Raw genomic sequence first — 24,188 nt, forward strand, 5'->3', positions numbered from 1 at the left:
ACGGGGCTCTTCTGCTGCCGGGCCCGGCCTGAAGGAGACCGGCGCAGCTAACGGACAAGATCTATCTCGAAACGTACCCTGTCACCGGGATGGACCATGCTGGCGGCATAGACCACCTTGCCGCTCTTATCGCAGGCAAAGCGCTCCACCTGGGCCACGGGCATGCCGCAGGCGATGCCCAGATGGTTGGCCGCTTCGGGCGAGGCGATGCCGATGGTCAGGATCTGCCGGGCCGTGGTCACATCGACGCCCAGCTCGTCCATGACGGGGATGACCGTCGTGGCATTGAAACGCTCCGGGGCCAGATCGTAGATATCCTTGTCCAGGTAAAGATCGATGAAGGCAAAGCGTACGCCGTCCTTGATATGGACACGCTTCATGTACTGGTAACAGGCCGCGGGGACCCCTTTTTGTTCAGCGCTGAGCAACGGACAGACCGTCACTTCGTCCGCGGCCAGCAACTCCACGCTGGCGCCTTCGATACGTTTGATAAGGGCGCTCCAGGACGTCCGCATATTGGTACAGGGACGCAGGGGCAATTGCTGGGCCACATGCGTACCGCGCCCCTGGCGGGCTTCCAGATACCCTTCGCTGACCAGCAGCTGCACGGCCTGGCGGGCCGTCACCCGGGCCACACCGCACAGCGAGGCCATCTGCTGCAGGGTCGGCAGCTTCTCGCCGGGGTGCAGGCTCTTGTCCAGGATCGCCTGACGCAGCTGGTCGGCCAGCTGCTGATAGAGCGGCGGCCCCGGATGGCGGAACTGGATGGGAGGCAGCGTAGTTTCAAGACAGGATGCATTCTTCATTTCACAGACCTTGGAGCAAGCAGTATGCCTTGTCATAGCCGAATTTTGCCCAAAGTCAAAATTTGCTTTCGCCAGTCATCCCCCGGAATTCGTGCATTTTCGTAACGTCCCGCCAAAAATGAAAAAAGGGCCGCACCCCAAAGTGCGGCCCCCAGCAACGATCGGATCGTGCAAAACTACTTTTTGACGGCCATGATCACGTTGGTGGCCTTGACGATGGCGGTCACCTTGCTGCCTTCGGCCAGGCCCAGCTTGCTGATGCTGCCCATGGTGATGATGGAGGTCATTTCGCCGTCAGCACCCAGGTCCACCACCACTTCGCCGTTGACGGCGCCGGGGGTCACGCTCTTCACGGTACCGCAGAACTGATTGCGGGTGGAGAGGATGTACTGGTCGGCATCGTTCATCAGGATGACCATGCTGGCCTTGACCAGGGCGCAGGCTTCCTTGCCTTCGGCCAGGCCCAGACGTTCGGTGCTGGCCTTGGTGATGGAGGCCACCAGTTTGGTGCCGGAAGGCATGGTCAGTTCGATCTCGTCATTGACGGCGCCGGGACGCACGGAGCTGATGGTGCCCCAGAAAGTATTGCGAGCGCTGGTTTCCATATTTTTTCTCCTTATGTCGGTGGGAGGTTGAGTACTTACGCAAGGGGGATATACGCACAAGGAAAGGGGCTGTAAAGGGTACGAAAACGTCCCCGGATGAAAATTCACGCTTTTTGACAGACAATTTTCAGGAAAATTTACCAGTTAAGAAAAAATAAATTATTTCATCATGTTTAAAAAAGATAGTCACGATTGATTGTCACAAAATAGTGATTTTTAAGTCATTAAATCGTGACATAGTACATCTTGCCCAGCGGAATCACGGCATTTCTTCCCCGTGCCCGGCAGGGGGGACGGACACCTCTCCCGGACAGACGTTTTTGCCGCCGTCGTACCGGGACGCTCCCCGGCCAGGGCACAAAAAAAGAAGGGGTCCGAAGACCCCTTCCTTCAAACGCAGCAAAGATGCCGGCCTACAGTTCGGGCGGCAGTTCCTTGAGCTGGGCCATGGTGAACACCGGGCCGTCCACGCAGACATAGTGGCTGCCGATGTTGCAGCGGCCACAGATGCCGATACCGCACTTCATGCGCTTTTCCAGCGTGGTCACGATGTTCTCGGGCTGGAAGCCCAGTTTTTCCAGGGCCTGCAGGGTGAACTTGATCATGATCGGCGGGCCGCAGAGCACGGCCACGCAGTTGTCCGGGCTGGGGTTCAGCTCGGTCAGCACGTTGGGGATCAGACCCACCTTGTGCGGCCAGCCTTCGTAGGGATTGTCGATGCAGAGCGTGCAATCCAGGTCGGGGTTGGCCAGCCAGCCGTCCAGCTCGTAGCTGAAGGCCATGTCGCGCGGCGAACGGGCGCCGTACAGCAGGCTCACCTTGCCGTAGTCGGCCTTGTGTTCCAGCACGTGCAGCATGATGGTACGGATGGGGGCCATGCCGATACCGCCGCCCACGAAGAAGATGTTCTTCCCCTTCCAGTCATTGTAAGGGAAGAAGTTGCCCAGGGGGGCGCGCACGCCCACCTTGTCGCCGGGGCTCAGGCGATGGATGGCGGAGGTCACTTCACCGGCCTGCATGACGGAGAACTGCAGGTACTCCTTCTGCGAGGGCGGGGTGTTGATGACGAAGGTGGATTCACCGGCGCCGAACACCGAGAGCTGGCCCACCTGGCCGGGCTCATAGGTGAAGTTGGCCATCTGCTCGGGATCGTCCAGGACCACGCGCAGGGTCTTGATGTTGCCGGTCTCCTGGATGGTCTCCACCACCGTGGCCAGCATGGGCTTGTAGGGGTTGCCCGCCTGCTGGGGACGGGGCGTGATCTCGCGCAGCATGCCGCCGTCGGCACGGGGCTTGAGGACGGCAGGCTTGGCGGCCGGTTTGGCTTCCGCCGCGGGGGCGGGAGCTTCGGCGGGCTTTTCTTCAGCCTTGGGGGCTTCTTCCGCGGGAGCTTCGGCGGGCTTGGCAGCGGCCTTGCTCTTGCGGGTACGGGCGGGTTTTTCTTCAGCCACGGCGGGAGCCTGGGCGGGTTCGGCCACGGCGGGGGCTTCGGCCTTCACGGCTTCGGCCGGCACCGGGCTTTCCTTGACCACGGGCGCATGGCTTTCCTTCAGCACGGGGCTGTCCGTGCCGCGCACGGCCACTTCCGCGGCTTCTGCCGGGGCAGCCGCAGCGGCAGCCTTCTTGGTCTTGGCTGCGGGCTTGGCGGCAGGCTTGGCGGCAGCCTTCGTGCTTTTGCTCCAGGTGGTAGTTTTCTTGGTAGCCATGAACGAACTCCTACTTGTTGATGGCGTCGAGCACGATGGCGCGGATATCCAGATGCACGGGGCAGTTGCTCACGCAGCGGCCGCAGCCGTTGCAGGAGAAGGCGCCCCAGTTCTCGGGATAGGTGGCAAACTTGTGCGACACGCGGTTGCGCATGCGCAGGGCCTTGGCCGTACGGGGATTGTGCCCGCTGGCTTCACGCGTGAACAGGGGCGACATGCAGTTGTCCCAGGTACGCAGACGGCGGCCCTCACGGCCGTTGAGGCCGTCGCCTTCGTCGGTGATGTTGAAGCAGTAGCAGGTGGGGCAGAAGTAGGTACAGGCCCCGCAGGACAGACAACGGTCGGTCTCCTGCTGCCAGAACTCCACATCCTCGAAGCGGGCGGCCACCTTGGCCGGAGCTTCGGCCAGGCTGGGCGCCTTTTCCAGGCTGGCCCAGGCGGCCTTGCGGGCGGCCTCGGCATCGGCAAAGCGGTCGGCGCCGTCGGCCAGGCTGCTGCCTTCCAGCAGGGCCGCGCCCTTGTCGGTCATGGCCTGCAGCACATAGCCGCCTTCCACTTCGGTCATCAGCACGTCGGAACCTTCCGGCGAGGTGGGACCGCCGCCCACCCAGTGGCAGAAGCAGGTGCTGCAACCGCTGGGGCAGGTCAGGGTGATGACGGTGAGCTGGTCACGACGGGCCTTGTAGTACGGGTCCGCGAAGGGGCCGTGCAGGTAGGGCCGGTCCAGGGTCACGTAGCCGCGGGCGTCACAGGGACGGCTGCCGAAGACCACGGTGGGCTCGGCCTGCGGCGTATCGTCCAGGGTCATGGTGCATTTGCCCGGATCATTGGGATCCTTGGTCTTGCTGTAGCGCACCAGCACTTCGCACTGGGGCAGCACGGCTTCCTTGGCGGGCACGGTGGCCTTGGCCAGGGTGAAGGGCTTGCCTTCCTTCCAGGGCTCGAACACGACCGCGGTCTTGTTGCCCGGCTTCTCTACCGGGGCCAGCACGCGGGCGCTCTTGGAGAGGTGAGCCAGAAAGGCGGGCAGGCCGTCAGCGGTGACGAAACGGGTTATGCTCATTTCCACTCCCTCTCATGGATGTTCTTTTCTTCCAGCTCATAGCCCAGCAGCGGCGGCACGGCCTCGGGGTCCATACCGGCCTTGTAGCCGTCGAAGAGCTGGCTCACGGCACGACCGATCTGCTGGCGCAGGGCCAGGATCGGGATGCCCACGGGGCAGGCCCGCTGGCATTCGCCGCAACCGGTGCAGCGGCCGGCCAGGTGCAGGGCGTGGATGGTCTGGAAGTACAGTTTTTCGCGCACGCTGTCTTCCTGGGTCATCCAGTGGGGATCACGGCTCTCGGCCACGCAGTAGTCGCGGCACACGCACATGGGACAGGCGTTGCGGCAGGCGTAGCAGCGCAGGCAGCGTTCCATCTGGCCGCGCCAGAAGGCCATGCGTTCGGGCAGGGTCATGGAGTCCAGCAGAGCCAGCTCGGGCGGCGTGCCGGGGGTGCCTTCCACCGTGGTGGGCGCACCGGCCAGGGTGTCGGCCAGCTGGGCCGTGGGCATGGTGCAGCCGTAGCATTTGCCCTGGGCGCATTCGGTCATGCAGAAGCGGTGTTCCTTGCCGTCGGCGGTGACGGTCACGCCGGCCTCGTCATAGACCACGCTGTCGATCTTGTTGTAGCGGCCCAGTTCCTTGTCCACGCGGGCCATGTCCAGGGTGCCTTCGCAGGGCATGGCGAAGATGGTCACGTCGTCGCGGTTGATGAGGCTTTCCTGCAACAGTTCCACCACGGAGCGGGAATCGCAGCCCTTGACCACGATGCCCACCTTCTTGCCCTTGAAGCTGGGCAGGTAGGTGGCGGGGTTGTTGACGTTGAAGGGGCCCCAGACCAGCTTGTCCACGTCTTCGGGCGTGCGCATGAACAGCGGCACCGTATGCACGGCGTCGTAGCCCTGCTGCCAGCCGATGACGCAGTCCAGTTCGGGCAGCTTGGCCTTGATGGCGGCCTTGAGCTCGTCCAGTTTGGCGTTCTGGCCGGTGCCCAGCGGACGCAGGGACGTGAGGGCCATGTCCACCACCTTGAGCAGCGGCTCGGGATCCTCGAAGCGGGGCGCGGGGCCCAGCTTGTGGATGCGGTCGGTGAAGGTGGTCACCACATGCTGCCAGCGCTGGCCTTCGGAAGCCGAGACCCAGGTGTACTCGAAGCGGCGCTCGTCGATGCCCAGCACGGGCAGGAACTGCTTGAGCACTTCCAGACGGCGGCGGGCATAGTAGTTGCCGGCGGAATAGTGGCAGTCACGCGGGTGGCAGCCCGACACCAGCACACCGTCCGCACCGTTGAGCAGGGCGCGCACGATGAACAGCGGGTCGATGCGGCCCGAACAGGGGACACGGATGATACGCAGGTCGGTGGGCTGGGTGGCACGGGCGACCCCGGCGGTGTCGGCACCGCCGTAGGAACACCAGTTGCAAAGAAAGCCTACGATCCGCAGTTCTTTGCCATTCAGCACTGGCATAAGGCATTCACCTCCGCAAGGATCTGATTGTCAGTAGCGTGCGAAAGCTGGATGGCCCCCTGCGGACAGGTGGAGGTACACACACCGCAACCCTGACATACGGTTTCGATAACCTGCGCCTTCTTCTCGCCGCGGAATTCCACTTCCGTGATGGCGCCGAAGGGGCAGCAACGGATGCACTTGCCGCAGGCCACACAGCGCTTGTTGTCCACCTGCGCGATCTGCGGGTCATTTTCAAGTTTGTCGCGGGCAAAGAGCGCCAGCACCTTGGCCGCGGCGGCCGAGCCCTGGGACACCGACGAGGGGATGTCCTTGGTGCCCTGGCAGACACCGGCCAGGAACACGCCGGCGGTGTTGGTCTCCACGGGCTTCAGCTTGGGATGGCTCTCCATGAAGAAGCCGTAGCTGTCGTAGGAGATGCGCAGCTTCTCGGCCAGCTGCGGGGAGCCCTTGCTGGCTTCGATGCCCACGGCCAGGACCACCAGGTCGGCGCGGATCTCCACGGGCTGGCCCAGCAGGGTGTCCACGCCCTTGACGATGTACTGGCCATTGCCGTCGGGGTAGATCTTGGACACGCGGCCGCGGATGTATTCCGTGCCGTATTCCTCGATGGCCCGGCGGGTGAACTCGTCATAGAGCTTGGATGGGGCACGGATGTCCATGTAGAAGACGTAGGACTGCGAAGTGGGGATGTGGTCCTTGGTCAGCACGGCCTGCTTGGCGGTGTACATGCAGCAGAAGCCCGAACAGTAGGGACGGCCGATGGACTTGTCGCGCGAGCCCACGCACTGGATGAAGACCACGCTCTGGGGCTCCTTGCCGTCGGAAGGACGCTTGATGTGGCCTTCGGTGGGGCCGGAGGCGGACAGCAGGCGTTCGTACTGCAGGGAGGTGATGACGTCGGGGTACTTGCCGCCGCCGTACTGCTCGTAGATGGTCCAGTCCATGAGGTCGTAACCGGTGGCGGCCACGATGCAGCCCACTTCCTCGGTGATGACCTCGTCCTGCATGTCGTACTTGATGGCGCCGGTGGGGCAGACCTTGGCACACACGCCGCACTTGCCCTTGGTCATCTGACGGCAATATTCGGGATTGATGACCGCCTTCTTGGGGATGGCCTGCGGGAAGGCGATGTTGATGGCCGTGGTGGGACCGGTGAATTCGTTGAAGGCGTCAGGCGTCTTCTTGCTGGGGCATTTTTCCGTGCAGGCGCCGCAGCCGGTGCACAGGCTCCAGTCCACATAGGTGGCGCGCTTGCGGATCTTGACGGTGAAGTTGCCCACATAGCCGGAGATGTCTTCCACTTCCGACATGGCGTACAGGGTGATGTTGGGATGCTGGGCCACGTCCACCATCTTGGGGCCCAGGATGCAGGCCGAGCAGTCCACGGTGGGGAAGGTCTTGTCCAGCTTGGCCATCTTGCCGCCGATGGTGGGCTGGCGTTCCACCAGCACCACGGGCACGCCGCCGTCGGCGCAGTCCAGGGCGGCCTGGATGCCGGCCACACCGCCGCCGATGATCAGCACGCGCTTGTTGATGTCGAAGGACTTGGAGAACAGCGGCTTGTTGTTGCGCAGCTTGGCAACGGCCATCTCCACCAGTTCGGCGGCCTTGTTGGTGTTGGCCACCTTGTCCTTGCCGATCCAGGAGACGTGCTCGCGGATGTTGGCCATTTCGAACATGTAGCGGTTCAGGCCGGCGCGTTCCACGGTGCGGCGGAACGTGGGCTCGTGCATGCGCGGGCTGCAGGAGGCCACCACCACGCCGTCCAGCTTGTGCTCGTGGATGGCCGCCTCGATGGCGGCCTGGCCGGGCTCGGCGCAGGAGTACATGAGGTCCACGGCGTAGACCACATCGGGATAGGCTCGGGCCGTCTCGGCGACCTTGGCGCAATCAACGGTGCCGCCGATATTGCTGCCGCAGTGACAGATGAAAACGCCTATTCTCATGCTTTATCTCCTTCGGGGGCCTGGGCCTTCTGGGCGTCTTCGCGCTGGGTGTCGAGGATGCGCTCCACCAGGGCATTGGCGCTGACCACCAGCTTGTCGAGGCCCAGTTCGCTGGGCAGCATGCCGAAGGCAAGGCCCATCATCTGGGTGTAGTAGAGCACCGGCATATTGAAATAGCGGTCCACGCCCTTCATGGCCTGTTTCTGGCGCAGGTCCAGGTTCATCTGGCACAGGGGGCAGGCCACCACGATGGCGTCGGCGCCCATGTTGGTGGCCACTTCGAGGATGCGGCCCGACAGCTGCGCCGTCATGGGACGTTCCGGGATGCCGAAGGAGGCGCCACAGCACTCGGTCTTGAGCGGGAAGTCCAGCATCTCGGCGCCGCAGGCGCCCAGCAGCTCTTCCATGAGGGTGGGGTTCTCGGGATCCCCGAACTGCATGAGTTCCGCCGGACGGCTCATGAGACAGCCGTAGTAGGCCACCAGCTTGAGGCCGCGCAGACTGCGCTTCACACGGCTGGCGATGGCCTTGGCGTCGTACATCTGGGCGATGCCCTGCATGACGGAGGTCACGGGCGGGAAGCTCTCGGCCGCGGGGTTGTCCAGCAGCTCGTTGACGCGGGCGCGGAACTCCGGCTTTTCCATGCGTTTGGCCGCATGGCGCAGGTTGGAGAGGCAGCTCGGACAGGGCGTCACCACCATGTCGGCCTGGGTGCGGGCGGCGATGTCCAGGTTGCGCACGCACAGGGCCGCGGAAAGTTCGGTATCCACCGCATGGGCGGGCGTGGAACCACAGCAGTTCCAGTCGGGCAGCTCTTCCAGACGCATGCCCAGGGCGCCGCACACGGCCTGGGTGGACATTTCGTAATCGGCCGAGGAGCCTTTGGCCGAACAGCCGGGATAGTAGGCAAGTCTCATGGGCGCACCCCCTCACGCTTGGCGCGTTCCTTGTAGCGGGTCATGATGCGGCCCACAGCCTCGGCGCCGCCGTTGGGAATGGAATGGGGCTTGAAGCCCAGCTTCTGTTTGGCCAGGGCCTGGGGAGCCAGGTCCACGTCCGTGAAGACGCGCAGGGAGCGCAACATGTACAGGACCATGGTGCCGATCTCGTAGGTCCGCCCGAACTTGCGCACGGTATCGAGGAAGGAGAACCAGAATTTTTCCACCTTGGGCACGGCCACGCGGCCTTCCTTGCGGGCCATGTGACGCAGGGTCTCCATGACCTCGGCCACATCGATGTTGTTGGGGCAGCGGAGGCTGCAGGTGGAACAGGACAGACACATCCAGATGGAGCGGGAGTTCAGCACCTGGTCTTTCAGACCCAGTTGCACGCCACGCATGATCTGGTTGGCCTGCAGGTCATAGACGAAGCCCGCAGGACAGCCAGCCGAGCAGTTGCCGCACTGGTAGCAGGTGGAGACGTTTTGCCCGCTCTGCGCTTCCACCGCGGCGGTGAAGTCGCGGTCACGCTTTCGGGTCAGATCAATGGCGTCGTTCATGGAAACTCTCAAGGTTAGAGTCTGAAGGACAAAGACATACCAATTTGCAGCAGACTAGCGCGTCTGCATGAAAAAATCCAGCCAAAGCACACATGTTTTTTACGTTCCGCACAGTTCGCAAAGTCTTGGCTGGCGGGCATTTCCCGCCACGTCAGGCATCCTTGCGTTCCAGCAACGAACAGGCGGCGCGCAGGCCCAGCAGATAGCTGTCCACACCGAAGCCCGCGATGCTGCCCGCGCTGACCGTGGACAGCACCGAATGGTGACGGAACTCCTCCCGGGCATGGACGTTGGACATGTGCACCTCCACCACCGGGATGGACAGTATGCCCAGGGCATCCATGATGGCGTAGCTGTAATGGGTCCAGGCCCCGGCATTGATGACGATGGCGTCCGTGCCGTCCGTGAGGGCCGCGTGGATGCGTTCCACCATCACGCCCTCGTGATTGGTCTGGAAGGTCTCCAGCGCCACGCCCAGTTCACCGGCCAGCCCCTGCAGGGCCGCGTCGATGTCGGCCAGGGTGGCATGGCCGTAATGACGGGGGTCGCGTTTGCCGAACATGTCGAGATTGACGCCGTGGAGGACGAGGATCTTGTGCATGGTATCCCTCCTGACTCAGGCGCGCGCGGCGCCCAGCTGATGTTCCAGGGCCAGACGGGCGGCCTGCGGCATGTCCTGCCCGGTCCAGAGGCGGAACTGGGCCTCGCCCTGACGGAAAAACATCTCCAGGCCGCTGATGGTGGCCCAGCCGCGGGCCTGCGCCTCGCGCAGGAACAGGGTGCGCAGCGGGTTGTAGACGATGTCGTAGGCCACGGGCACACCGCCGTCCGCTGGGGCCCGGTCGAAATCATAGGGGCTCTGGTCCTCGGCCTTGCCGTGCATGCCCAGGGGCGTGGTGTTGACCAGCAGCGAGGCCGCCACGTCATAACGCTCGGCCCAGGGCACGGCCGTGACGCCGAAGCGCTCCACCAGCGGCGCATGGGAACGGTCGGAAGGCGTGGTCACGAAGATGCGGCGGCAGCCGTGCAGCCACAGGCCGCAGACCACGGCGCGGGCGGCCCCTCCGGCGCCCAGCACCAGCACCGGGGTGGCCGGGTCGAGGCCGCGTTCCAGCAGGGGATGCATGAAGCCGGTCACGTCGGTGTTCTCGCCGCAGAGCCGGTCGTCCCGCCAGTACAGGGTGTTGGCGGCGCCCATGAGCTCCACGCGCTCGCTGCGGTGATCCAGCAGGGGCAGGATCTCCACCTTGTGCGGCAGGGTGACGGAGCAGCCGCGGATGCCCAAAAGGCGCATGCTGTCCACGAATCGCGGCAGTTTTTCCGGGGGCAGCTCCCAGAGCATGTAGGCCGCGGGGATGCCCAGGGCCTGGAAGGCGGTGTTGTGCAGCAGCGGGCTCAGGCTCTGGGCCAGGGGCCAGCCGATGACGCCATAGAGGGAAGAGGGGATGAAAGCGGACATAAGGCAGTTTCCATGAAGGAGAGGGCACGGCCGGGCCGTGCGGGACGTTATTCTTCGGACAGCCCGGCGGCCCGCCAGGAGCGGAAGCCGTCGGCAAGGTGCAGCACGTCGTCCCGGCCCCACTGCCGCAGCAGGCGCATGGCCTGCCCGGAGCGGTTGCCCGAACGGCAGTAGAGCAGGATGGGCACGTCCTTGCGCGCCAGGGCTTCCAGCTGCTGCCGGAAATCCGGGGCGAAGAAATCCAGGTTGCGGGCGCCGGGCAGATGCCCGTCCCGGAACTCTTCCGGGGTGCGGATGTCCAGCACCACCAGACCGGCGGGCGGCCGGGCCAGCACCTGACGGGCCTCGTCCGGGCCGATGTCGCGGGCCAGGACGCCCGCGGCAGGCAGCAGGAGGCAGCACAGCAGGACAAAAAGGGAAAGGAGACGGGACACGATACCTCCGGAAGACGCAGGAGACAAAAAGGGCGGGAAGGCGCACGCCCTCCCGCCCCCAAAAGACGTTACTTGCCGGCCACCGCGGTGTAGGCGCGGGCGAAGCCTTCGGCGGCATTGCGGATGACGGTCTCGTCCACGCAGAAGGCCAGGCGGAAATAGCCGGGGCAACCGAAACCGGAACCGGGCACGGCCAGCACGCGTTCTTCCACCAGACGGTTGACGAAGGCCACGTCGTCGCCGCCGGGGGCCTGCGGGAAGAAGTAGAAGGCACCGGCGGGCATCTGGAAGCTGTAGCCGGCATCGGTCAGCACCTCGGCCATGGCCTGACGGCGGCGGGCGTAGACCTCCACGTCCACCTGGCTGCCCAGGGCGGCGGCCATGATGTGCTGGCCCACCACGGGCGGGTTGACGAAGCCGAGGATGCGGTTGGTCAGGGTCAGACCGGCCATGAGCTTGGCACGGTCGGCCAGCTTGGGCGAAACGGCCACATAGCCCACGCGTTCGCCGGGCAGAGACAGGTTCTTGGAGAAGGAGCTGATGACCACGGCATACTGGTACAGGGGCAGCACCGAGGGCACTTCCACGCCGTCGTAGGTCAGGAAGCGGTAGGGCTCGTCGGCGATGAGCCAGATGGGATGGCCGTACTGCTCGCTCTTGTTCTCCAGCAGGCGGCACAGGGAGGTGACGGCCTTGCGGCTGTAGACCACGCCCGTGGGGTTGTGGGGCGAGTTGATGAGCACCACGCGGGTCTTCTCGTCGATGGCTTCTTCCAGGGCGTCCAGATCGGGCTCGAAGGTCCCGGGCTTGCTCATGATGGCCTGGAGGCTGCCGCCGTGGTTGGCCACATAAAAGCCGTATTCCACGAAATACGGGGCAAAGGTCAGCATCTTCTCGCCGGGATTGATGACGGCGCGCAGGAAGGCATTGAGGCCGCCGGCGGCACCGCAGGTGAGCAGCACGTCATTGGCCTCCAGGGCCACGCCCTGCTCCTTGCTCAGATGGGCGGCCAGCTGTTCGCGCGCCCAGGGGAAACCGGCATTGGGCATGTAGCCGAAAGCGAAAGGTTCACCGGCATGTTCGGCAAAACGGCGCAGGCCCTCGCCCACGGCGGCGGGGGCGGGCAGGTCGGGATTGCCCAGGCTGAAGTCATAGACGTTCTCCGCACCGTAGCGGGCTTTCAACTGGCCGCCGGCCTCGAACATGCGGCGGATCCAGGAGGCATTTTCCAGATAGCCGGAAACGCTTTCTGCAAGAAGGGACATGGGTTTCTCCTGAGTTGTTGTCCACGCAATCCTGGCGGAGCGCACAGGGCTCGTCAGACTGCTGATCCTATTGTCATTCTGGTGACTATCCAGTATAGCTTGCGAAGGCTGGAAATAGCAAATACCCGGAGGCCCCCCATGCGCAAGCGTTTTTCTGGAAAAAACCTGTACCGTGCTCCGCTCCTGCTGGGCGCGACCCTGATGCTCTCGGCCTGCGGCCTGTGGCAGGACAGCAGCGAGCCCCCCGCCCAGCCGGAAACGCCCCCTGACATGCAGGTGGACGTGAAGCTGCGCGCCCTGCACCGCTGTTCGCGCATCTCGCCCGAGATGGTGGTCACCAACGTGCCCAAGGGCACGGACTACTTCGATGTCCGCCTGCTGGAGAACGAACCGCAGGAACGCCTGCTGGGCGGCGGCAACTGGGAGAACGACGGCACCGGCATCATCCCCGAAGGCGCCCTGACGCGGGTCTACACCGGCCCCTGCCCGCCGGCGGGCCAGAGCCGCCAGTACACCTATGTGATCTCCGCCATGTCCCACAAGAGCAAGCACCCCCTGAGCGTCCGGGTCTATCCCTTCGTCCAGGAATAGGCTGGCGAACTTTCGGGAGCCTCCCCTGCGGAGCGCTGCCGTGACGGGCATGGCCTGACCGCCGGCCCTTCGCCCCCTGCGTCCCGGGGCCTGCCCCTGGAACATACGCCGCTGCGGCGACACCGCAGCGCATCCCTGAAAAAAACAGGACCGCCATCCCCGCAGCCCAAAGGCATACGGGGAGGCGGTCCTGTCGTTTTCCTTGCGGAAGAGATCCCGACTTCTTACTTGTTGCCCAGGGTCTCCTGGAGCACGTCGATCATGAAGGCATCGGGATTCTTGGCGCAGGCGGCCAGGAACTTGTCCAGGGTCTCCTGCTTGGCCAGGATGGACTTTTCCGTCACATTGTACTGGCGGTTGTAGGCATCCAGCCAGATGACGAAGCCGCTGCCGTTCTCGGGATGTTCGTTATAGGCGCGGCACTTGGTCACGTCGGCTTCCCATTCGCCGCTGATGGGGCGGGGCAGCTTTTTCTTGAGGGGCTCCCAGATCTCGGCCACCACGGCGGTGGGCTGCTCCTGGCACATGAGGTAGGCCTGGGGCACCAGCACGTTGATGGCCTGCGGATCAGCCACGGTATAGCCGATGTTGGAGCTCACGTAGCCGTCGATCTGCAGGGCCTGGAAGACGGGCGGATCCTGGCTGACGGCGCCCTGCGCCACGAATTCGGCGCAGATATAGTTGGCGGGGTCGATCTTTTCGTCTTCCGCCTGGGCAGCCAGGGGCAGGGCCAGCAGCAGGCAGCAGCACAAAAGCCATTTTTTCATGTTTCCTCCTGAAAATCCGGCAGCCCCACGACAGGCGTGGGGCTGACAGTCCAGAATCGGTGAGGAACAGGCCGCGGCCTATTCGAAGCGGCTGGCGCCGGTGATGAGCACCATGTCGGTGGGCATGTTCTCGTGGAAGCCCACGCTCTTGGTCTTGACCTTGGCGATCTTGTCCACCACGTCCATGCCTTCCACGACCTTGCCGAACACGCAGTAGCCCCAGCCGCTGGGCACGGGAGCGCTGTAGTTCAGGAAATCGTTGTCCACCAGGTTGATGAAGAACTGGGCGGTGGCGCTGTGGGGATCCATGGTGCGGGCCATGGCGATGGTGCCGCGGTCATTGGAAAGACCGTTGTCGGCTTCGTTCTTGATGGGGGCGCGGGTGGCCTTCTCGTCCATGCGGGGGCCAAGGCCGCCGCCCTGGATCATGAAGCCGGGGATCACGCGATGGAAAATGGTGTTGGCATAAAAGCCGTCATCCACATATTGCAGGAAGTTGGCGACGGTGTCGGGAGCCTTGTCGGGGAAGAGCTCGATCAGGATGTCGCCCGAGGTCGTTTCCAGCAGCACGGTGGGATTGGACATGGTAACTCCTTGAGGGAAATTTGCGGCGGCCATGCAACACGGCGGCCATCCGTCTCTATACGACAAGCGGCCGGCAAAGACAATGCGCCCCTCTCCGCCCCGGCGGGGTGACAGGAAGGGCCCGCGCGGCTACACTGCGGCCATGAGATCCCGCCAGACCACCGGCCAGCATACGCTGCCGTCCCTTGTCCCCGTCACCGGTGCCGTGCCGCCGCCCGGCCACCGTCCGCCCGAAGACCACCTCCCCGAGCTGCAGCAGGCCCTGCTCGCCTGGTTCGACGCCAATGCCCGGCCCCTGCCCTGGCGGCGCCATTATACGCCCTACGAGGTCTGGATCTCGGAGATCATGCTCCAGCAGACCCAGATGGAGCGCGGCGTCAACTACTTTTTGCGCTGGATGGAGCGCTTCCCCGACCTGCCCGCCCTGGCCGCCGCCTCCGAGGAGGAGGTGCTGCACGCCTGGGAGGGCCTGGGCTACTATTCCCGCGCCCGCAACCTGCTGGCCGCCGCCCGTCTGGTCATGCAGGAACACGGCGGCGTCTTCCCCTCCGATCCCGAAGCCATCCGCGCCCTGCCCGGCATCGGCCCCTACACCACCGCCGCCATCGCCAGCATCGCCTTCAACCTGCCCGTGGCCTGTATCGATGCCAATGTGGAACGGGTCATCGCCCGCGTCTTCGATGTGGACAGTCCGGTCAAATCCGGCCCGGCCGCCGCGCGCATCGCGGAGCTGGCCCGCCGTATCCTGCCCGAAGGCGAGGCCCGCCGCCACAACCAGGCCATGATGGAGCTGGGCGCCCTGGTCTGCGGCAAGAAGCCCCGCTGCGGCCAGTGTCCTCTGGCCCGTTTCTGCACGGCCCTGCATCTGGGCATCGTGCATGAGCGTCCCGTACCGGGCAAAAAGGCGGAGATCACTCCCATCGAGGTGGTGACCGGCGTCCTTTCCAGCCACGACCGTGTCTTCGTCCAGAAGCGTCTGCCCCAGGGTGCCTGGGGCGGTCTGTGGGAATTCCCCGGCGGCCGCGTGGAGCCCGGCGAGACGCCGGAACAGGCCGTGGTGCGCGAATTCGCCGAAGAAACGGGCTTCACCGTCCGGGTGACGGCCCCGCTGGGCATCATCCGCCACGGCTACACCACCTACCGGGTGCGCCTGCACTGCTTCGCCCTGGAGCTGGTCACGGACGATACGCCCCGGCCGCCCGAGCCCCCCGTGCTCACGGCGGCCACGGCCTGCCGCTGGCTGGAGCGCGGGGAACTGGAGAGCCTGGCCATGCCCGCCGCCCACCGCAAGCTGGCCGACAGCCTCACGGCGCCGAAAGGGCCGCTGCTGACGGCTTTTTAGGGCTTTTTTTGAGGGGGACCCCTCATCTCTGCTGTCGATGCCCGTAGGGCTCCTGCGTCGCCAACGGGCACGGCCCTGCGGGCCGCCATCCGGTCGCATCTCTGCTGTCGATGCCCGTAGGGCTCCTGCGTCGCCAACGGGCACGGCCCTGCGGGCCGCCATCCGGTCGCATCTCTGCTGTCGATGCCCGTAGGGCTCCTGCGTCGCCAACGGGCACGGCCCTGCGGGCCGCCATCCGGTCGCATCTCTGCTGTCGATGCCCGTAGGGCTCCTGCGTCGCCAACGGGCACGGCCCTGCGGGCCGCCATCCGGTCGCATCTCTGCTGTCGATGCCCGTAGGGCTCCTGCGTCGCCAACGGGCACGGCCCTGCGGGCCGCCATCCGGTCGCATCTCTGCTGTCGATGCCCGTAGGGCTCCTGCGTCGCCAACGGGCACGGCCCTGCGGGCCGCCATCCGGTCGCATCTCTGCTGTCGATGCCCGTAGGGCTCCTGCGTCGCCAACGGGCACGGCCCTGCGGGCCGCCATCCGGTCGCATCTCTGCTGTCGATGCCCGTAGGGCTCCTGCGTGCCAACGGGCACGGCCCTGCGGGCCGCCATCCGGTCGCTACTGGCGCGAGAGGGGGTCCCCCTCAAACTCCCCCTCCCCAGTGCGCTTTATCAGGGGAGGCAGCGCGTCCTTGCCGCCCTCCACCGCAGGACTGGAGACGGGATGCCCTGCGCTCGCAGGAGTCCGGGACGGCGGACCGCCCTGTCCACCTCTCCCCAGTGAAGTCGCACGGGTCCGCGCCGCACTGGATGCCCGGCCTGTCCGCAGCGGCCTTTCCTGAAAAATCCGCGCCAAAAGCGGATTTTTCCGCCCCAGGCCATGAAAAAGGCTTGACAGGCCCCTGATTCTCTCCTTATATGGTTGTCCGAAATGGCGCGGCAGTCACTGCCGCATCATCCTGATGCAGAACATGCGTTCACAACGGGGTGGCCTCAACAGGCCCCCTTTTTTTTGTACTTGCGACCGGGCAGACGCCCAGGAAGGGACATGAGCGAAAACAGCCTCAAGGAAACCGTCACCCGTCTGGCCACGCCCCTGGTCCAGGCTCAGGGTCTTGAAATCTGGGGTGTGGAGATCGCCCAGGCAGGCCGCACCACGGTGCGTGTGTTCGTCGACCTGCCGCTGGAGGTCAAACAGGCCCAGGCCGCGCTGTCCGCCGACAGCGATCCCGCCGACAACCTTGAGGACAGCGCCGACATCATGACGGCCCGCTCCGCCAGCATCGACCAGTGCGAGGAGATCTCGCGCCAGCTCGGTCTGGCCCTCGAAGTGGAAGACCTCATCGAACAGGCCTATGTGCTGGAAGTCTCCACGCCCGGCTTCAGCCGTCTGTTCTTCTCTCTCGACCAGATGCGTTCCTATGTGGGCGACATGGTGGAACTGCGCATGGTCTCCGCCTACGCTCCCGAGAACGCCCCCGCGGCCCGTCGCGCCTGGCGCGGCGTCCTGCGCGAAGTCACCGACAGCGCCGTGCGCGTGGCCCCGGCCAGCGTCTCGGCCGAGGGCGACATCTGCCCCGAGGCCATGGACGAGGTCCTGGTGCCCTGGGACATGGTGCGCCGCGCCAGCCGCATCCATATTTTCCGCCAGCCGCAGAAGCCCGGCAAGCAGCCCGCCCGCAAGGCCGCCAAGGCCGCGCCCCAGGGCGACGCCCCCAAGAAGGGCAAGGGCAAGAGCGGCAAGAGCAAGCATCCCGGCCGCAACGAGGCCGAAGACATATAACCGCACGGGCACGCCCTGCGGTCCTCTCACGCGGCCGCAAGGCCGCTTCGTCATCACCCGCCCGTGACGGCGGTTTCCGGCCCCGGCCGGTACACCAGGAAATTTATGCCGCCCTGTGCGGCAGCCGGAGGTAGCAATGAACCTTGAACTCAAAAAGGCCATTGACCAGATCAGCAAAGACAAGGGCCTTGACCGCGACATGCTCATCAAGACGCTTGAAGATGCCGTGCGCACCTCGGTGCAGCGCCGCTTCAGCGAAGATATGGATGTGGAAGTCCGGTACAACGACAACACCGGCGACATCGAAGTCTACCAGTTCAAGATCGTGGTGGAAGACGGCGAGGTCGAGAACGAAGACACCCACATCGGCATCACCGAAGCCCGCACCCATGATCCCTCCGTGCAGATCGACGACGAAGTCGGTTTCCGCGTGAAGGTGGAAGACCTGGGCCGCATCGCCGCCCAGTCCGCAAAGCAGGTCATCATCCAGCGCATGCGCGACGCCGAGCAGGAGATCATCTACGACGAGTACAAGGACCGCATGGGCGAGATCGTCTCCGGTATCGTGCAGCGTCGCGACAAGGGCGGCTGGGTGGTCAACCTGGGCCGCACCGAAGCCATCCTGCCCCGCGAGGAACAGATCCCCCGCGAACACTACAAGCGCAACGACCGCGTGCAGGCCATCATCATCGACGTGCGCAAGGAAGGCCGCGGCCCGCAGGTGGTCGTCTCCCGCGCGCACCGCGACTACATGGCCGCCCTGTTCCGCCGCGAAGTGCCCGAAGTGGACGACGGCGTGGTGCAGATCATGGGCGTGGCCCGCGACCCCGGTTCCCGCGCCAAGGTGGCCGTGCTCTCCCGTGAACGTGATGTGGATCCCGTGGGCGCCTGCGTGGGCGTGCGCGGTTCGCGCATCCAGAACATCGTGCAGGAACTGCGCGGCGAACGCATCGACATCGTGGTCTGGAGCCCCGATATCGCCACCTACGCCCGCAACGCCCTGGCCCCGGCCATGGTCTCCCGCATCGTGGTGGACGAAGAAGAGAACCTGCTGGAAGTCATCGTGCCCGATGACCAGCTGACCAACGCCATCGGCCGCAAGGGCCAGAATGTCAAGCTGGCTGCCCGCCTGCTGGGCTGGAAGGTCGATATCTTCACCGAGACCCGCTACAACGAGGCCAATGCCATCGGCCACGGTCTGGAGCAGGTGGCCAGCGTGGCCGAAGTCTCCATGAACCAGCTGCTGGAAGCGGGCTACACCTCGCTGGACCTGCTGCGTCAGGCCACTGACGAGGAACTGTCCGACAAGCTGGCCATCTCGGACAGCCGCATCGCCGACCTGCGTTCGGCCATCAACTTCCTGGCCCCCGTGGCCGAGCCCGAACCCCGGGCCGCTGAGGAAGAAACGACCGGCGCCGGCAACGGCGAAAAAGTCCAGGATGGTGATGAAGACTAGCCCCGACGCGCCCGCCGAGGGCTGTGAAGGGCCAGTGAGAATGTGCGTCATCTGCCGCCGCCGTTTCGCCAAGGCGGCACTGACGCGCCACGTGCGCGACGCGCACGGAAATTTGATTATCGACGCGCCGCAGACCAGTCCGGGCAGGGGCTGGTACCTGTGTGACGATCCGGCCTGCGCGGCACGATTCGCCAGGTTCAGACCGTCCGGACGGCGCAAGGGGGAAAAGTAATGTCGGACAGTAAAATCAAAATCAAGGATCTTGCCACTGAGCTCAAGATGGATGCCAAGGAACTGCTGCAGGAGCTGCAGTCCATGGGCTTCAACGTCAAAAGCGCCCAGGGCTCCATCCCCATGGAAGAAGTGAGCGGGGTTCGCGACCGTGTGGCCGAGAACCGCCAGCGCAAGGCCGGCCGCAAGGACGATCAGCCCACGGTCATCGTGCGCCGCCGCCGCGTGAAGGACGAAGCCCCGGCCGCGGAACAGCCCGTGGCCGAGACCAGGGCCGAAGCCGCGCCCGAAAAGGCTCCCGATCCGGCCGCCCCGGTGGAGACGCCCGCGGCCCGCGTGATCTCCGTCCCCGAGCCCGAAAAGGCTCCCGGGGGCAAGCCCGAACCTGTGAAGGTCGAACCCAAGGCCGAAAAGACTCCCGAACCCGTCGCCCCGGTGGAAACGCCCGCTGTCCGCGTGGTGGCCGCCCCCGAGGCCGAAAAGGCTCCTGAAGCCAAGCCCGAACCCGTGAAGAACGAAACCAAAGCCGACCCCAGGACCGAAGCCAAGCGCGAAGCCCGCGTGGAAAAGGCGACGCCCCGGACCGCCCGCGTGGTGGCTCCGGCCGACGCCCGCGTCATCAGCCGTCCCGATGCCACGCCCACGGCCCGCGTCATCCGGCCCGCCCAGGCCGACGCGCCCGTGACCGGGACGGAAAACAAGCCCGGGGCCAAGCCCGAAAAGACCCCCGAAGCCAAGCCCGAAGTGCGCAAGAGCGCCGTGCTGGCCGCCATCAACGCCAAGGAAGCCGCCGAGAACGGCGCCGCGGAAAAGCCCGCCAAACCCCGCGCCGGCCGTCCTGACGCTTCGGCCATGCCCGAAGGCTCCTCCGCGCCCACGCTACCCCAGCGCGAGGCCCACGAGAACCGGGACGACCGCCCCGCCGAAGCCACGCCCACCCGCGCCCGCGTGGTGGCCCCGGCTCCCCAGGTGCGCGTCATCTCCCGTCCCCAGCCCGGCGCCGCGCCCGCCCGTGACAGCCGTGACGGCGGACGCGATCGCGACGGCGGTCGGGAAGGTCGTGATCGTGACGGACGCGACAACCGTTCCGGCCGCCCCGGCGGCAACCGTCCCGGCCTCGGCAACCGTCCCGGCTTCGGAGACCGTCCCCGCGGCGGTACTCCCCGTCCCGCCGGTGGCGGCTACAGCGCTCCGGCACCTGCCGCTCCCCTGGACAGCCGCGACGGCCAGAGCAAGAAAAAGCGCAACAAGGGCCGCCGCACCGTCGATTTCCAGCAGGGCGATTTCGGCCGCCATCAGGACGATGATGACGCGCCGCGCCTGAACCGCAGCCCCCGCGGCCGCCGCAAGCCCGGCAAGCCCGCCGCCGTGCAGGCCACCCAGCCGCTCAAGGCCGCCAAGCGCAAGATCCGCGTGACCGAAGCCATCCGCGTGGCCGACATGGCCCACCAGATGGGCCTCAAGGCCAACGAGATCATCAAGGTGCTCTTCGGTCTGGGCGTCATGGCCACCATCAACCAGTCGCTGGATATCGACACCGCCACCCTGGTGGCCGCCGAATTCGACTACGAAGTGGAAAAGGCCGGCTTCTCCGAAGAAGATTACCTGCTGCCCCAGCAGGAGGATAAGCCCGAAGATCTCAAGCCCCGTCCTCCGGTCGTCACCATCATGGGTCACGTCGACCACGGCAAGACCTCGCTGCTGGACGCCATCCGCAAGTCCAACGTCACCAGCGGCGAAGCCGGCGGCATCACCCAGCACATCGGTGCCTACCATGTGAAGACCAAGCGCGGCGAGATCGTCTTCCTCGACACTCCCGGTCACGAGGCCTTCACCGCCATGCGCGCCCGCGGCGCCCAGGTCACCGACCTGGTCATCCTGGTGGTGGCCGCCGACGACGGCGTCATGGAGCAGACCCGCGAAGCCGTGAACCACTCGCGCGCCGCCGGTGTGCCCATCATGGTGGCCGTCAACAAGATGGACAAGCCCGGCGCCGATCCCGACCGCGTGCTGCGTGAACTGTCCGAGATGGGCCTGCAGCCCGAAGACTGGGGCGGCGACACCATCGTGGCCAAGGTCTCCGCCAAGACCCGTCAGGGCCTGGACGACCTGCTGGAACTGGTGGCCCTGCAGTCCGAGATCATGGACCTCAAGGCCAACCCCAACAAGCCCGCCCACGGCCGCATCGTGGAAGCCAAGCTGGACAAGGGCCGCGGCCCCGTGGCCACCGTGCTCATCCAGGAAGGCACCCTGCACCAAGGCGACAACTTCGTGTGCGGCCAGTTCTCCGGCCGCGTGCGCGCCCTGATGAACGACCAGGGCAAGAAGGTCAAGGAAGCCGGTCCCTCCATCCCCGTGGAAGTGCAGGGCTTTGAAGGCGTGCCCGAAGCCGGTGAAGAGTTCTTCGCCGTGGCCGACGAAAAGCTGGCCCGCCGCATCGCCGAAATGCGCGCCACCAAGCAGCGCGAACGCGATCTGGCCAGCGAATCCAAGGTCACCCTGGAAACCTTCCTGTCGCGCCGCGCCTCCGACCAGGAGACCCTGACCCTCAACCTGGTGCTCAAGGCCGACGTGCAGGGCAGCCTGGAAGCCATCACCGAGGCCCTCAACAAGCAGAGCACGGAAAAGGTGCGCATCAACGTGGTGCACGGCGGCACCGGCGCCATCTCCGAATCCGACATCATGCTGGCTTCCGCCTCGCAGGCCATCATCATCGGCTTCAACGTGCGTCCCACCTCGCGCATCAAGGACATCGCCGAACGCGAGAACGTGGATATCCGCTTCTACGATATCATCTACAAGCTGGTGGATGACATCAAGAGCGCCATGGCCGGTCTGCTGGCTCCCGTGCAGCGCGAAGTCTACCTGGGCCAGGCTGAGGTCCGTAACACCTTCAGCGTGCCCAAGGTCGGCATCATCGCCGGTTCCTATGTGGCCGACGGCAAGATCGCCCGTAACGCCGGCGTGCGCCTGCTCCGCGACGGCGTGGTGGTCTACACCGGCAAGATCAGCTCCCTCAAGCGCTTCAAGGACGACGCCCGCGAAGTGGTCAAGGGCAACGAATGCGGCGTGGGCCTGGAAAACTTCAACGACGTCAAGATCGGCGACATCATCGAAGCCTTCGAGACCGTCGAGGAAGCTGCCACCCTGTAAGCCGCGGTGGCCCGGGCGGCCCGTCCCCTGCCGGACCGTCGCCCCTCGTAGCTTCCTGCGTCGCAACGATGGGCGCATCGAAGCCTTCGAGACCGTCGAGGAAGCTGCCACCCCGTAACAACGACAAACCGTGTCATGGCCGGGCCTGCCCCCGGTCATGGCAACGGATACCCCCATCGGGGAATGTCCCCCTTTTCCCCGCCAAGGCGGCCGGTCTTCCGGCCGCCTTTTTTGATGCTGTCAGGGCAGGCGAGGGGGAAAGGGGACCTTTTTGGAAAAAGGTCTCCCTTCCCCCCTCACACTCCCCCCATCCTCCCAAAAACTTTTATGCAGATCTGTGGCAGGCCGTCATGACGCACAGGCCCTTCTGACGCCCCTGGTCCCCCGGTGACACTCTGAAAAGGATGGCCCGTACCCCTCGCGATGGCGGAAGACCGCAGGAGGGCCGGCACCCTGTGCCTCCTCCCCCTCCCGTCTCTCCCGCAACTGTCCCTGCCGGATGCCGCAAAACGGATGCTCTTTTCAAATGCGGCACTATCATTTACAAAATACGCCTGCTTTCCCGCCTTTTCGCGAAGAGGGGCACGATAGCAGGCCCGCCGGACAACGGCGGGGACCTGACATACCGACCCAAACAAAAGTTTTACGGGGGGATGGGGGTCCGGGGGAAGGGGGACGCTTTTCCAAAAGCGTCCCCCTTCCCCCGGCCTTGCCTCTCCCGAGGCCCGATACCATGCCCATGTTCGTAGCAGTCCTGACTGTGGAATTTGCCCTTGACGGCAACGACAACCTCAAGGCCAAGCGCCGTGTGGCCAACAGTCTGAAGCAAAAGGTACGCAACCGCTTCAACGTGGCCATCGCCGAGGCAGGCACCGAGAACAACCTGACCCGCCTGCGGCTGGCCGTGACGTCCATCTCCAACAGCGAGAGCCATTTGCGCAGCCGCATGGACAAGTGCGCGCTGATGATGGAAGCCGTCTGCACCGAAGAAATGACCGACAGCGAGGTAGAGATCTATGCCGTTGATGACTGAGATACCCGAAAACTGGCGCGAGCCCGCCGCGCGCATGGTGACGAGCCTGCGCGGTCTGGACCGGGTGCTGGTGGCCGCCCATGTGAACCCCGACGGCGACGCCCTGGGCTCCATGAGCGCCCTGGGCTGGCTGCTGAAGGACATGGGCAAGGAATTCGTCCTCTACAGCCCCTCGGGCGTACCGGACTATCTGTCCTTCCTTCCCCTGCCCTGCACGCTGCTCACCAGCCTTGAGCGCCTGCCCTTCGAGCCCCAGGCCCTGGTCCTGCTGGACTGCGGCGAGCCCCACCGCCTGGGCGACGATCTGGCCGCGGCTCTGGAAGGCCGCTTTGCCGGGACGGCCATCGTCAATATCGACCATCATCTGGGCAGCGACGGCATGGGGACGGTCGACAACTGGATCGAGCCCGCCGCCGCGGCCACGGCCCAGCTGGCGGCCTATGTCTGCCTGGCGGCCGGTCTGCGCCCGGAGGGCCCGCTGGGCGAATCCCTGGCCCTGGGGCTGGTGACCGATACCGGCGGCTTCCTGCACGGCAGCACCACGGCCGCCGTCTTCCGCCTGGCGGCCCTGCTCAGCGACAGCGGCTGTGACATCCACAAGCTGCGCGAAAAGCTCGACAACAACTGGAGCCCGGCCCGCATGGCGCTCTGGGTCCGGCTCATGCAGCGTGTGGAGATCAGCTGCGACGGCCGCGCGGCCCTGGCGCTGGCCCGTCTGGAAGACCTGCGCCAGTGCGGGGCCCTCAAGGAAGATCTGGTAGGGCTGGTGGAGCAGTTCCGCCGCTTGCGCGGCGTGGAGGCCTCCGGCATCCTGCGGGAGGACGCGCCCGGCGTCTACAAGCTCAGCCTGCGTTCCACGGGCACCACGGACGTGCGTTCCGTGGCCGTGCAGTTCGGTGGCGGCGGCCACCGCAACGCCGCGGGCGGGACGCTGCGCATGGAAGGCGAGGAAGCCTTCGACGCCGTCCGTACGGCCCTGTGCCGCATGTTGCGGGGCTGATCCGGCCAGCCGTGAAAATGGAAAGGGACC

Annotated in this window: 22 protein-coding genes; 8 read left to right on the forward strand and 14 right to left on the reverse strand. The window is 65.5% G+C overall.

Going from position 1 to position 24,188, the window contains the following annotated elements; all coding sequences use genetic code 11:
• Window positions 1–47 precede the first annotated feature (47 nt).
• The 12 genes from Q4I12_RS03520 to Q4I12_RS03575 all read right to left on the reverse strand — a co-directional run bounded on the left by Q4I12_RS03520 (window position 48) and on the right by Q4I12_RS03575 (window position 12,230).
• A complete protein-coding gene (locus Q4I12_RS03520; protein WP_302260582.1) occupies window positions 48–806 on the reverse strand; it encodes a GntR family transcriptional regulator in 759 nt (252 codons plus the stop codon).
• Window positions 807–982: 176 nt separating this feature from the next.
• Window positions 983–1,411, reverse strand: a complete 429-nt coding sequence (locus tag Q4I12_RS03525; protein WP_302260583.1) for a TOBE domain-containing protein — start codon at window positions 1,409–1,411, stop codon at window positions 983–985.
• 413 nt (window positions 1,412–1,824) lie between these two features.
• Window positions 1,825–2,685, reverse strand: coding sequence for an FAD/NAD(P)-binding protein (locus Q4I12_RS03530; protein WP_050760339.1), 861 nt, complete (start codon window positions 2,683–2,685; stop codon window positions 1,825–1,827).
• A gap of 442 nt (window positions 2,686–3,127) precedes the next feature.
• Window positions 3,128–4,180 carry a 4Fe-4S dicluster domain-containing protein gene (locus Q4I12_RS03535; RefSeq protein ID WP_168934711.1) on the reverse strand — a complete coding sequence of 351 codons (1,053 nt, stop codon included), beginning with the start codon at window positions 4,178–4,180 and terminating at the stop codon, window positions 3,128–3,130.
• Window positions 4,177–5,625 carry a hydrogenase iron-sulfur subunit gene (locus Q4I12_RS03540; RefSeq protein WP_302260584.1) on the reverse strand — a complete coding sequence of 483 codons (1,449 nt, stop codon included), beginning with the start codon at window positions 5,623–5,625 and terminating at the stop codon, window positions 4,177–4,179. Before Q4I12_RS03540 ends, Q4I12_RS03535 begins: the two co-directional genes overlap by 4 nt.
• The gene (locus Q4I12_RS03545; protein ID WP_006008592.1) at window positions 5,613–7,574 is read right to left on the reverse strand and encodes a CoB--CoM heterodisulfide reductase iron-sulfur subunit A family protein; all 1,962 of its coding nucleotides are present in this window, start codon (window positions 7,572–7,574) and stop codon (window positions 5,613–5,615) included. The genes Q4I12_RS03540 and Q4I12_RS03545 overlap by 13 nt, the downstream gene beginning before the upstream one ends.
• Complete coding sequence (locus Q4I12_RS03550; protein ID WP_204625994.1) at window positions 7,571–8,491, reverse strand: CoB--CoM heterodisulfide reductase iron-sulfur subunit B family protein; 921 nt, start codon at window positions 8,489–8,491, stop codon at window positions 7,571–7,573. The genes Q4I12_RS03545 and Q4I12_RS03550 overlap by 4 nt, the downstream gene beginning before the upstream one ends.
• Window positions 8,488–9,072, reverse strand: a complete 585-nt coding sequence (locus tag Q4I12_RS03555) for a 4Fe-4S dicluster domain-containing protein (RefSeq protein ID WP_006008589.1) — start codon at window positions 9,070–9,072, stop codon at window positions 8,488–8,490. Before Q4I12_RS03555 ends, Q4I12_RS03550 begins: the two co-directional genes overlap by 4 nt.
• Window positions 9,073–9,223: 151 nt before the next feature.
• Window positions 9,224–9,673, reverse strand: coding sequence for a type II 3-dehydroquinate dehydratase (gene aroQ / locus Q4I12_RS03560; protein WP_168934714.1), 450 nt, complete (start codon window positions 9,671–9,673; stop codon window positions 9,224–9,226).
• A gap of 15 nt (window positions 9,674–9,688) precedes the next feature.
• Window positions 9,689–10,531, reverse strand: a complete 843-nt coding sequence (gene aroE / locus Q4I12_RS03565) for a shikimate dehydrogenase (protein WP_302260586.1) — start codon at window positions 10,529–10,531, stop codon at window positions 9,689–9,691.
• 47 nt (window positions 10,532–10,578) lie between these two features.
• Window positions 10,579–10,965, reverse strand: coding sequence for a rhodanese-like domain-containing protein (locus Q4I12_RS03570; protein WP_302260588.1), 387 nt, complete (start codon window positions 10,963–10,965; stop codon window positions 10,579–10,581).
• 68 nt (window positions 10,966–11,033) lie between these two features.
• Window positions 11,034–12,230: a pyridoxal phosphate-dependent aminotransferase gene (locus Q4I12_RS03575; RefSeq protein WP_302260590.1), complete on the reverse strand. Its 1,197-nt coding sequence runs from the start codon at window positions 12,228–12,230 to the stop codon at window positions 11,034–11,036.
• 138 nt (window positions 12,231–12,368) lie between these two features.
• Between Q4I12_RS03575 and Q4I12_RS03580 the strand changes: the two genes are divergently transcribed.
• The gene (locus Q4I12_RS03580; RefSeq protein ID WP_168934718.1) at window positions 12,369–12,821 is read left to right on the forward strand and encodes an MbtF; all 453 of its coding nucleotides are present in this window, start codon (window positions 12,369–12,371) and stop codon (window positions 12,819–12,821) included.
• Between the two features lie 224 nt (window positions 12,822–13,045).
• Here the strand turns inward: Q4I12_RS03580 and Q4I12_RS03585 are convergent, their stop codons facing one another.
• Both Q4I12_RS03585 and Q4I12_RS03590 read right to left on the reverse strand, forming a co-directional pair.
• Complete coding sequence (locus Q4I12_RS03585; protein WP_168934719.1) at window positions 13,046–13,588, reverse strand: hypothetical protein; 543 nt, start codon at window positions 13,586–13,588, stop codon at window positions 13,046–13,048.
• Window positions 13,589–13,666: 78 nt separating this feature from the next.
• A complete protein-coding gene (locus Q4I12_RS03590; RefSeq protein WP_302260592.1) occupies window positions 13,667–14,173 on the reverse strand; it encodes a peptidylprolyl isomerase in 507 nt (168 codons plus the stop codon).
• A 142-nt stretch (window positions 14,174–14,315) separates the two neighbouring features.
• Between Q4I12_RS03590 and mutY the strand changes: the two genes are divergently transcribed.
• From mutY to Q4I12_RS03625, 7 genes are all read left to right on the forward strand, one after another.
• On the forward strand, window positions 14,316–15,515 hold the full coding sequence (gene mutY, locus Q4I12_RS03595; protein WP_302260593.1) for an A/G-specific adenine glycosylase: 1,200 nt from the start codon (window positions 14,316–14,318) through the stop codon (window positions 15,513–15,515).
• Window positions 15,516–16,550: 1,035 nt separating this feature from the next.
• On the forward strand, window positions 16,551–17,285 hold the full coding sequence (locus tag Q4I12_RS03600; RefSeq protein WP_168934721.1) for an LSm family protein: 735 nt from the start codon (window positions 16,551–16,553) through the stop codon (window positions 17,283–17,285).
• Window positions 17,286–17,421: 136 nt separating this feature from the next.
• Entirely contained in the window at window positions 17,422–18,741 is a 1,320-nt protein-coding gene (gene nusA / locus Q4I12_RS03605; RefSeq protein ID WP_300646356.1) for a transcription termination factor NusA, read from the forward strand.
• 40 nt (window positions 18,742–18,781) lie between these two features.
• Entirely contained in the window at window positions 18,782–18,973 is a 192-nt protein-coding gene (locus tag Q4I12_RS03610) for a DUF448 domain-containing protein (protein ID WP_418237143.1), read from the forward strand.
• The gene (gene infB, locus Q4I12_RS03615) at window positions 18,973–22,125 is read left to right on the forward strand and encodes a translation initiation factor IF-2 (RefSeq protein WP_302260598.1); all 3,153 of its coding nucleotides are present in this window, start codon (window positions 18,973–18,975) and stop codon (window positions 22,123–22,125) included. The genes Q4I12_RS03610 and infB overlap by 1 nt, the downstream gene beginning before the upstream one ends.
• Window positions 22,126–22,864: 739 nt before the next feature.
• Window positions 22,865–23,158 carry a DUF503 domain-containing protein gene (locus tag Q4I12_RS03620; protein WP_302260601.1) on the forward strand — a complete coding sequence of 98 codons (294 nt, stop codon included), beginning with the start codon at window positions 22,865–22,867 and terminating at the stop codon, window positions 23,156–23,158.
• Entirely contained in the window at window positions 23,142–24,158 is a 1,017-nt protein-coding gene (locus Q4I12_RS03625) for a DHH family phosphoesterase (RefSeq protein ID WP_302260602.1), read from the forward strand. Before Q4I12_RS03620 ends, Q4I12_RS03625 begins: the two co-directional genes overlap by 17 nt.
• The last annotated feature ends 30 nt before the right edge of the window (window positions 24,159–24,188 follow it).

The sequence above is a fragment of the Desulfovibrio piger genome (assembly GCF_951793255.1).
Lineage (GTDB): Bacteria > Desulfobacterota > Desulfovibrionia > Desulfovibrionales > Desulfovibrionaceae > Desulfovibrio.

Excerpts from the sequence above, each read along its gene's own strand:
- Q4I12_RS03520 (WP_302260582.1), bottom strand. The coding sequence starts at position 806 with ATGAAGAATGCATCCTGTCTTGAAACTACGCTGCCTCCCATCCAGTTC.
- Q4I12_RS03525 (WP_302260583.1), bottom strand. The coding sequence starts at position 1,411 with ATGGAAACCAGCGCTCGCAATACTTTCTGGGGCACCATCAGCTCCGTG.
- Q4I12_RS03530 (WP_050760339.1), bottom strand. The coding sequence starts at position 2,685 with ATGCTGCGCGAGATCACGCCCCGTCCCCAGCAGGCGGGCAACCCCTAC.
- Q4I12_RS03535 (WP_168934711.1), bottom strand. The coding sequence starts at position 4,180 with ATGAGCATAACCCGTTTCGTCACCGCTGACGGCCTGCCCGCCTTTCTG.
- Q4I12_RS03540 (WP_302260584.1), bottom strand. The coding sequence starts at position 5,625 with ATGCCAGTGCTGAATGGCAAAGAACTGCGGATCGTAGGCTTTCTTTGC.
- Q4I12_RS03545 (WP_006008592.1), bottom strand. The coding sequence starts at position 7,574 with ATGAGAATAGGCGTTTTCATCTGTCACTGCGGCAGCAATATCGGCGGC.
- Q4I12_RS03550 (WP_204625994.1), bottom strand. The coding sequence starts at position 8,491 with ATGAGACTTGCCTACTATCCCGGCTGTTCGGCCAAAGGCTCCTCGGCC.
- Q4I12_RS03555 (WP_006008589.1), bottom strand. The coding sequence starts at position 9,072 with ATGAACGACGCCATTGATCTGACCCGAAAGCGTGACCGCGACTTCACC.
- aroQ (WP_168934714.1), bottom strand. The coding sequence starts at position 9,673 with ATGCACAAGATCCTCGTCCTCCACGGCGTCAATCTCGACATGTTCGGC.
- aroE (WP_302260586.1), bottom strand. The coding sequence starts at position 10,531 with ATGTCCGCTTTCATCCCCTCTTCCCTCTATGGCGTCATCGGCTGGCCC.
- Q4I12_RS03575 (WP_302260590.1), bottom strand. The coding sequence starts at position 12,230 with ATGTCCCTTCTTGCAGAAAGCGTTTCCGGCTATCTGGAAAATGCCTCC.
- Q4I12_RS03580 (WP_168934718.1), top strand. The coding sequence starts at position 12,369 with ATGCGCAAGCGTTTTTCTGGAAAAAACCTGTACCGTGCTCCGCTCCTG.
- Q4I12_RS03585 (WP_168934719.1), bottom strand. The coding sequence starts at position 13,588 with ATGAAAAAATGGCTTTTGTGCTGCTGCCTGCTGCTGGCCCTGCCCCTG.
- Q4I12_RS03590 (WP_302260592.1), bottom strand. The coding sequence starts at position 14,173 with ATGTCCAATCCCACCGTGCTGCTGGAAACGACCTCGGGCGACATCCTG.
- mutY (WP_302260593.1), top strand. The coding sequence starts at position 14,316 with ATGAGATCCCGCCAGACCACCGGCCAGCATACGCTGCCGTCCCTTGTC.
- Q4I12_RS03600 (WP_168934721.1), top strand. The coding sequence starts at position 16,551 with ATGAGCGAAAACAGCCTCAAGGAAACCGTCACCCGTCTGGCCACGCCC.
- nusA (WP_300646356.1), top strand. The coding sequence starts at position 17,422 with ATGAACCTTGAACTCAAAAAGGCCATTGACCAGATCAGCAAAGACAAG.
- Q4I12_RS03610 (WP_418237143.1), top strand. The coding sequence starts at position 18,782 with ATGTGCGTCATCTGCCGCCGCCGTTTCGCCAAGGCGGCACTGACGCGC.
- infB (WP_302260598.1), top strand. The coding sequence starts at position 18,973 with ATGTCGGACAGTAAAATCAAAATCAAGGATCTTGCCACTGAGCTCAAG.
- Q4I12_RS03620 (WP_302260601.1), top strand. The coding sequence starts at position 22,865 with ATGTTCGTAGCAGTCCTGACTGTGGAATTTGCCCTTGACGGCAACGAC.
- Q4I12_RS03625 (WP_302260602.1), top strand. The coding sequence starts at position 23,142 with ATGCCGTTGATGACTGAGATACCCGAAAACTGGCGCGAGCCCGCCGCG.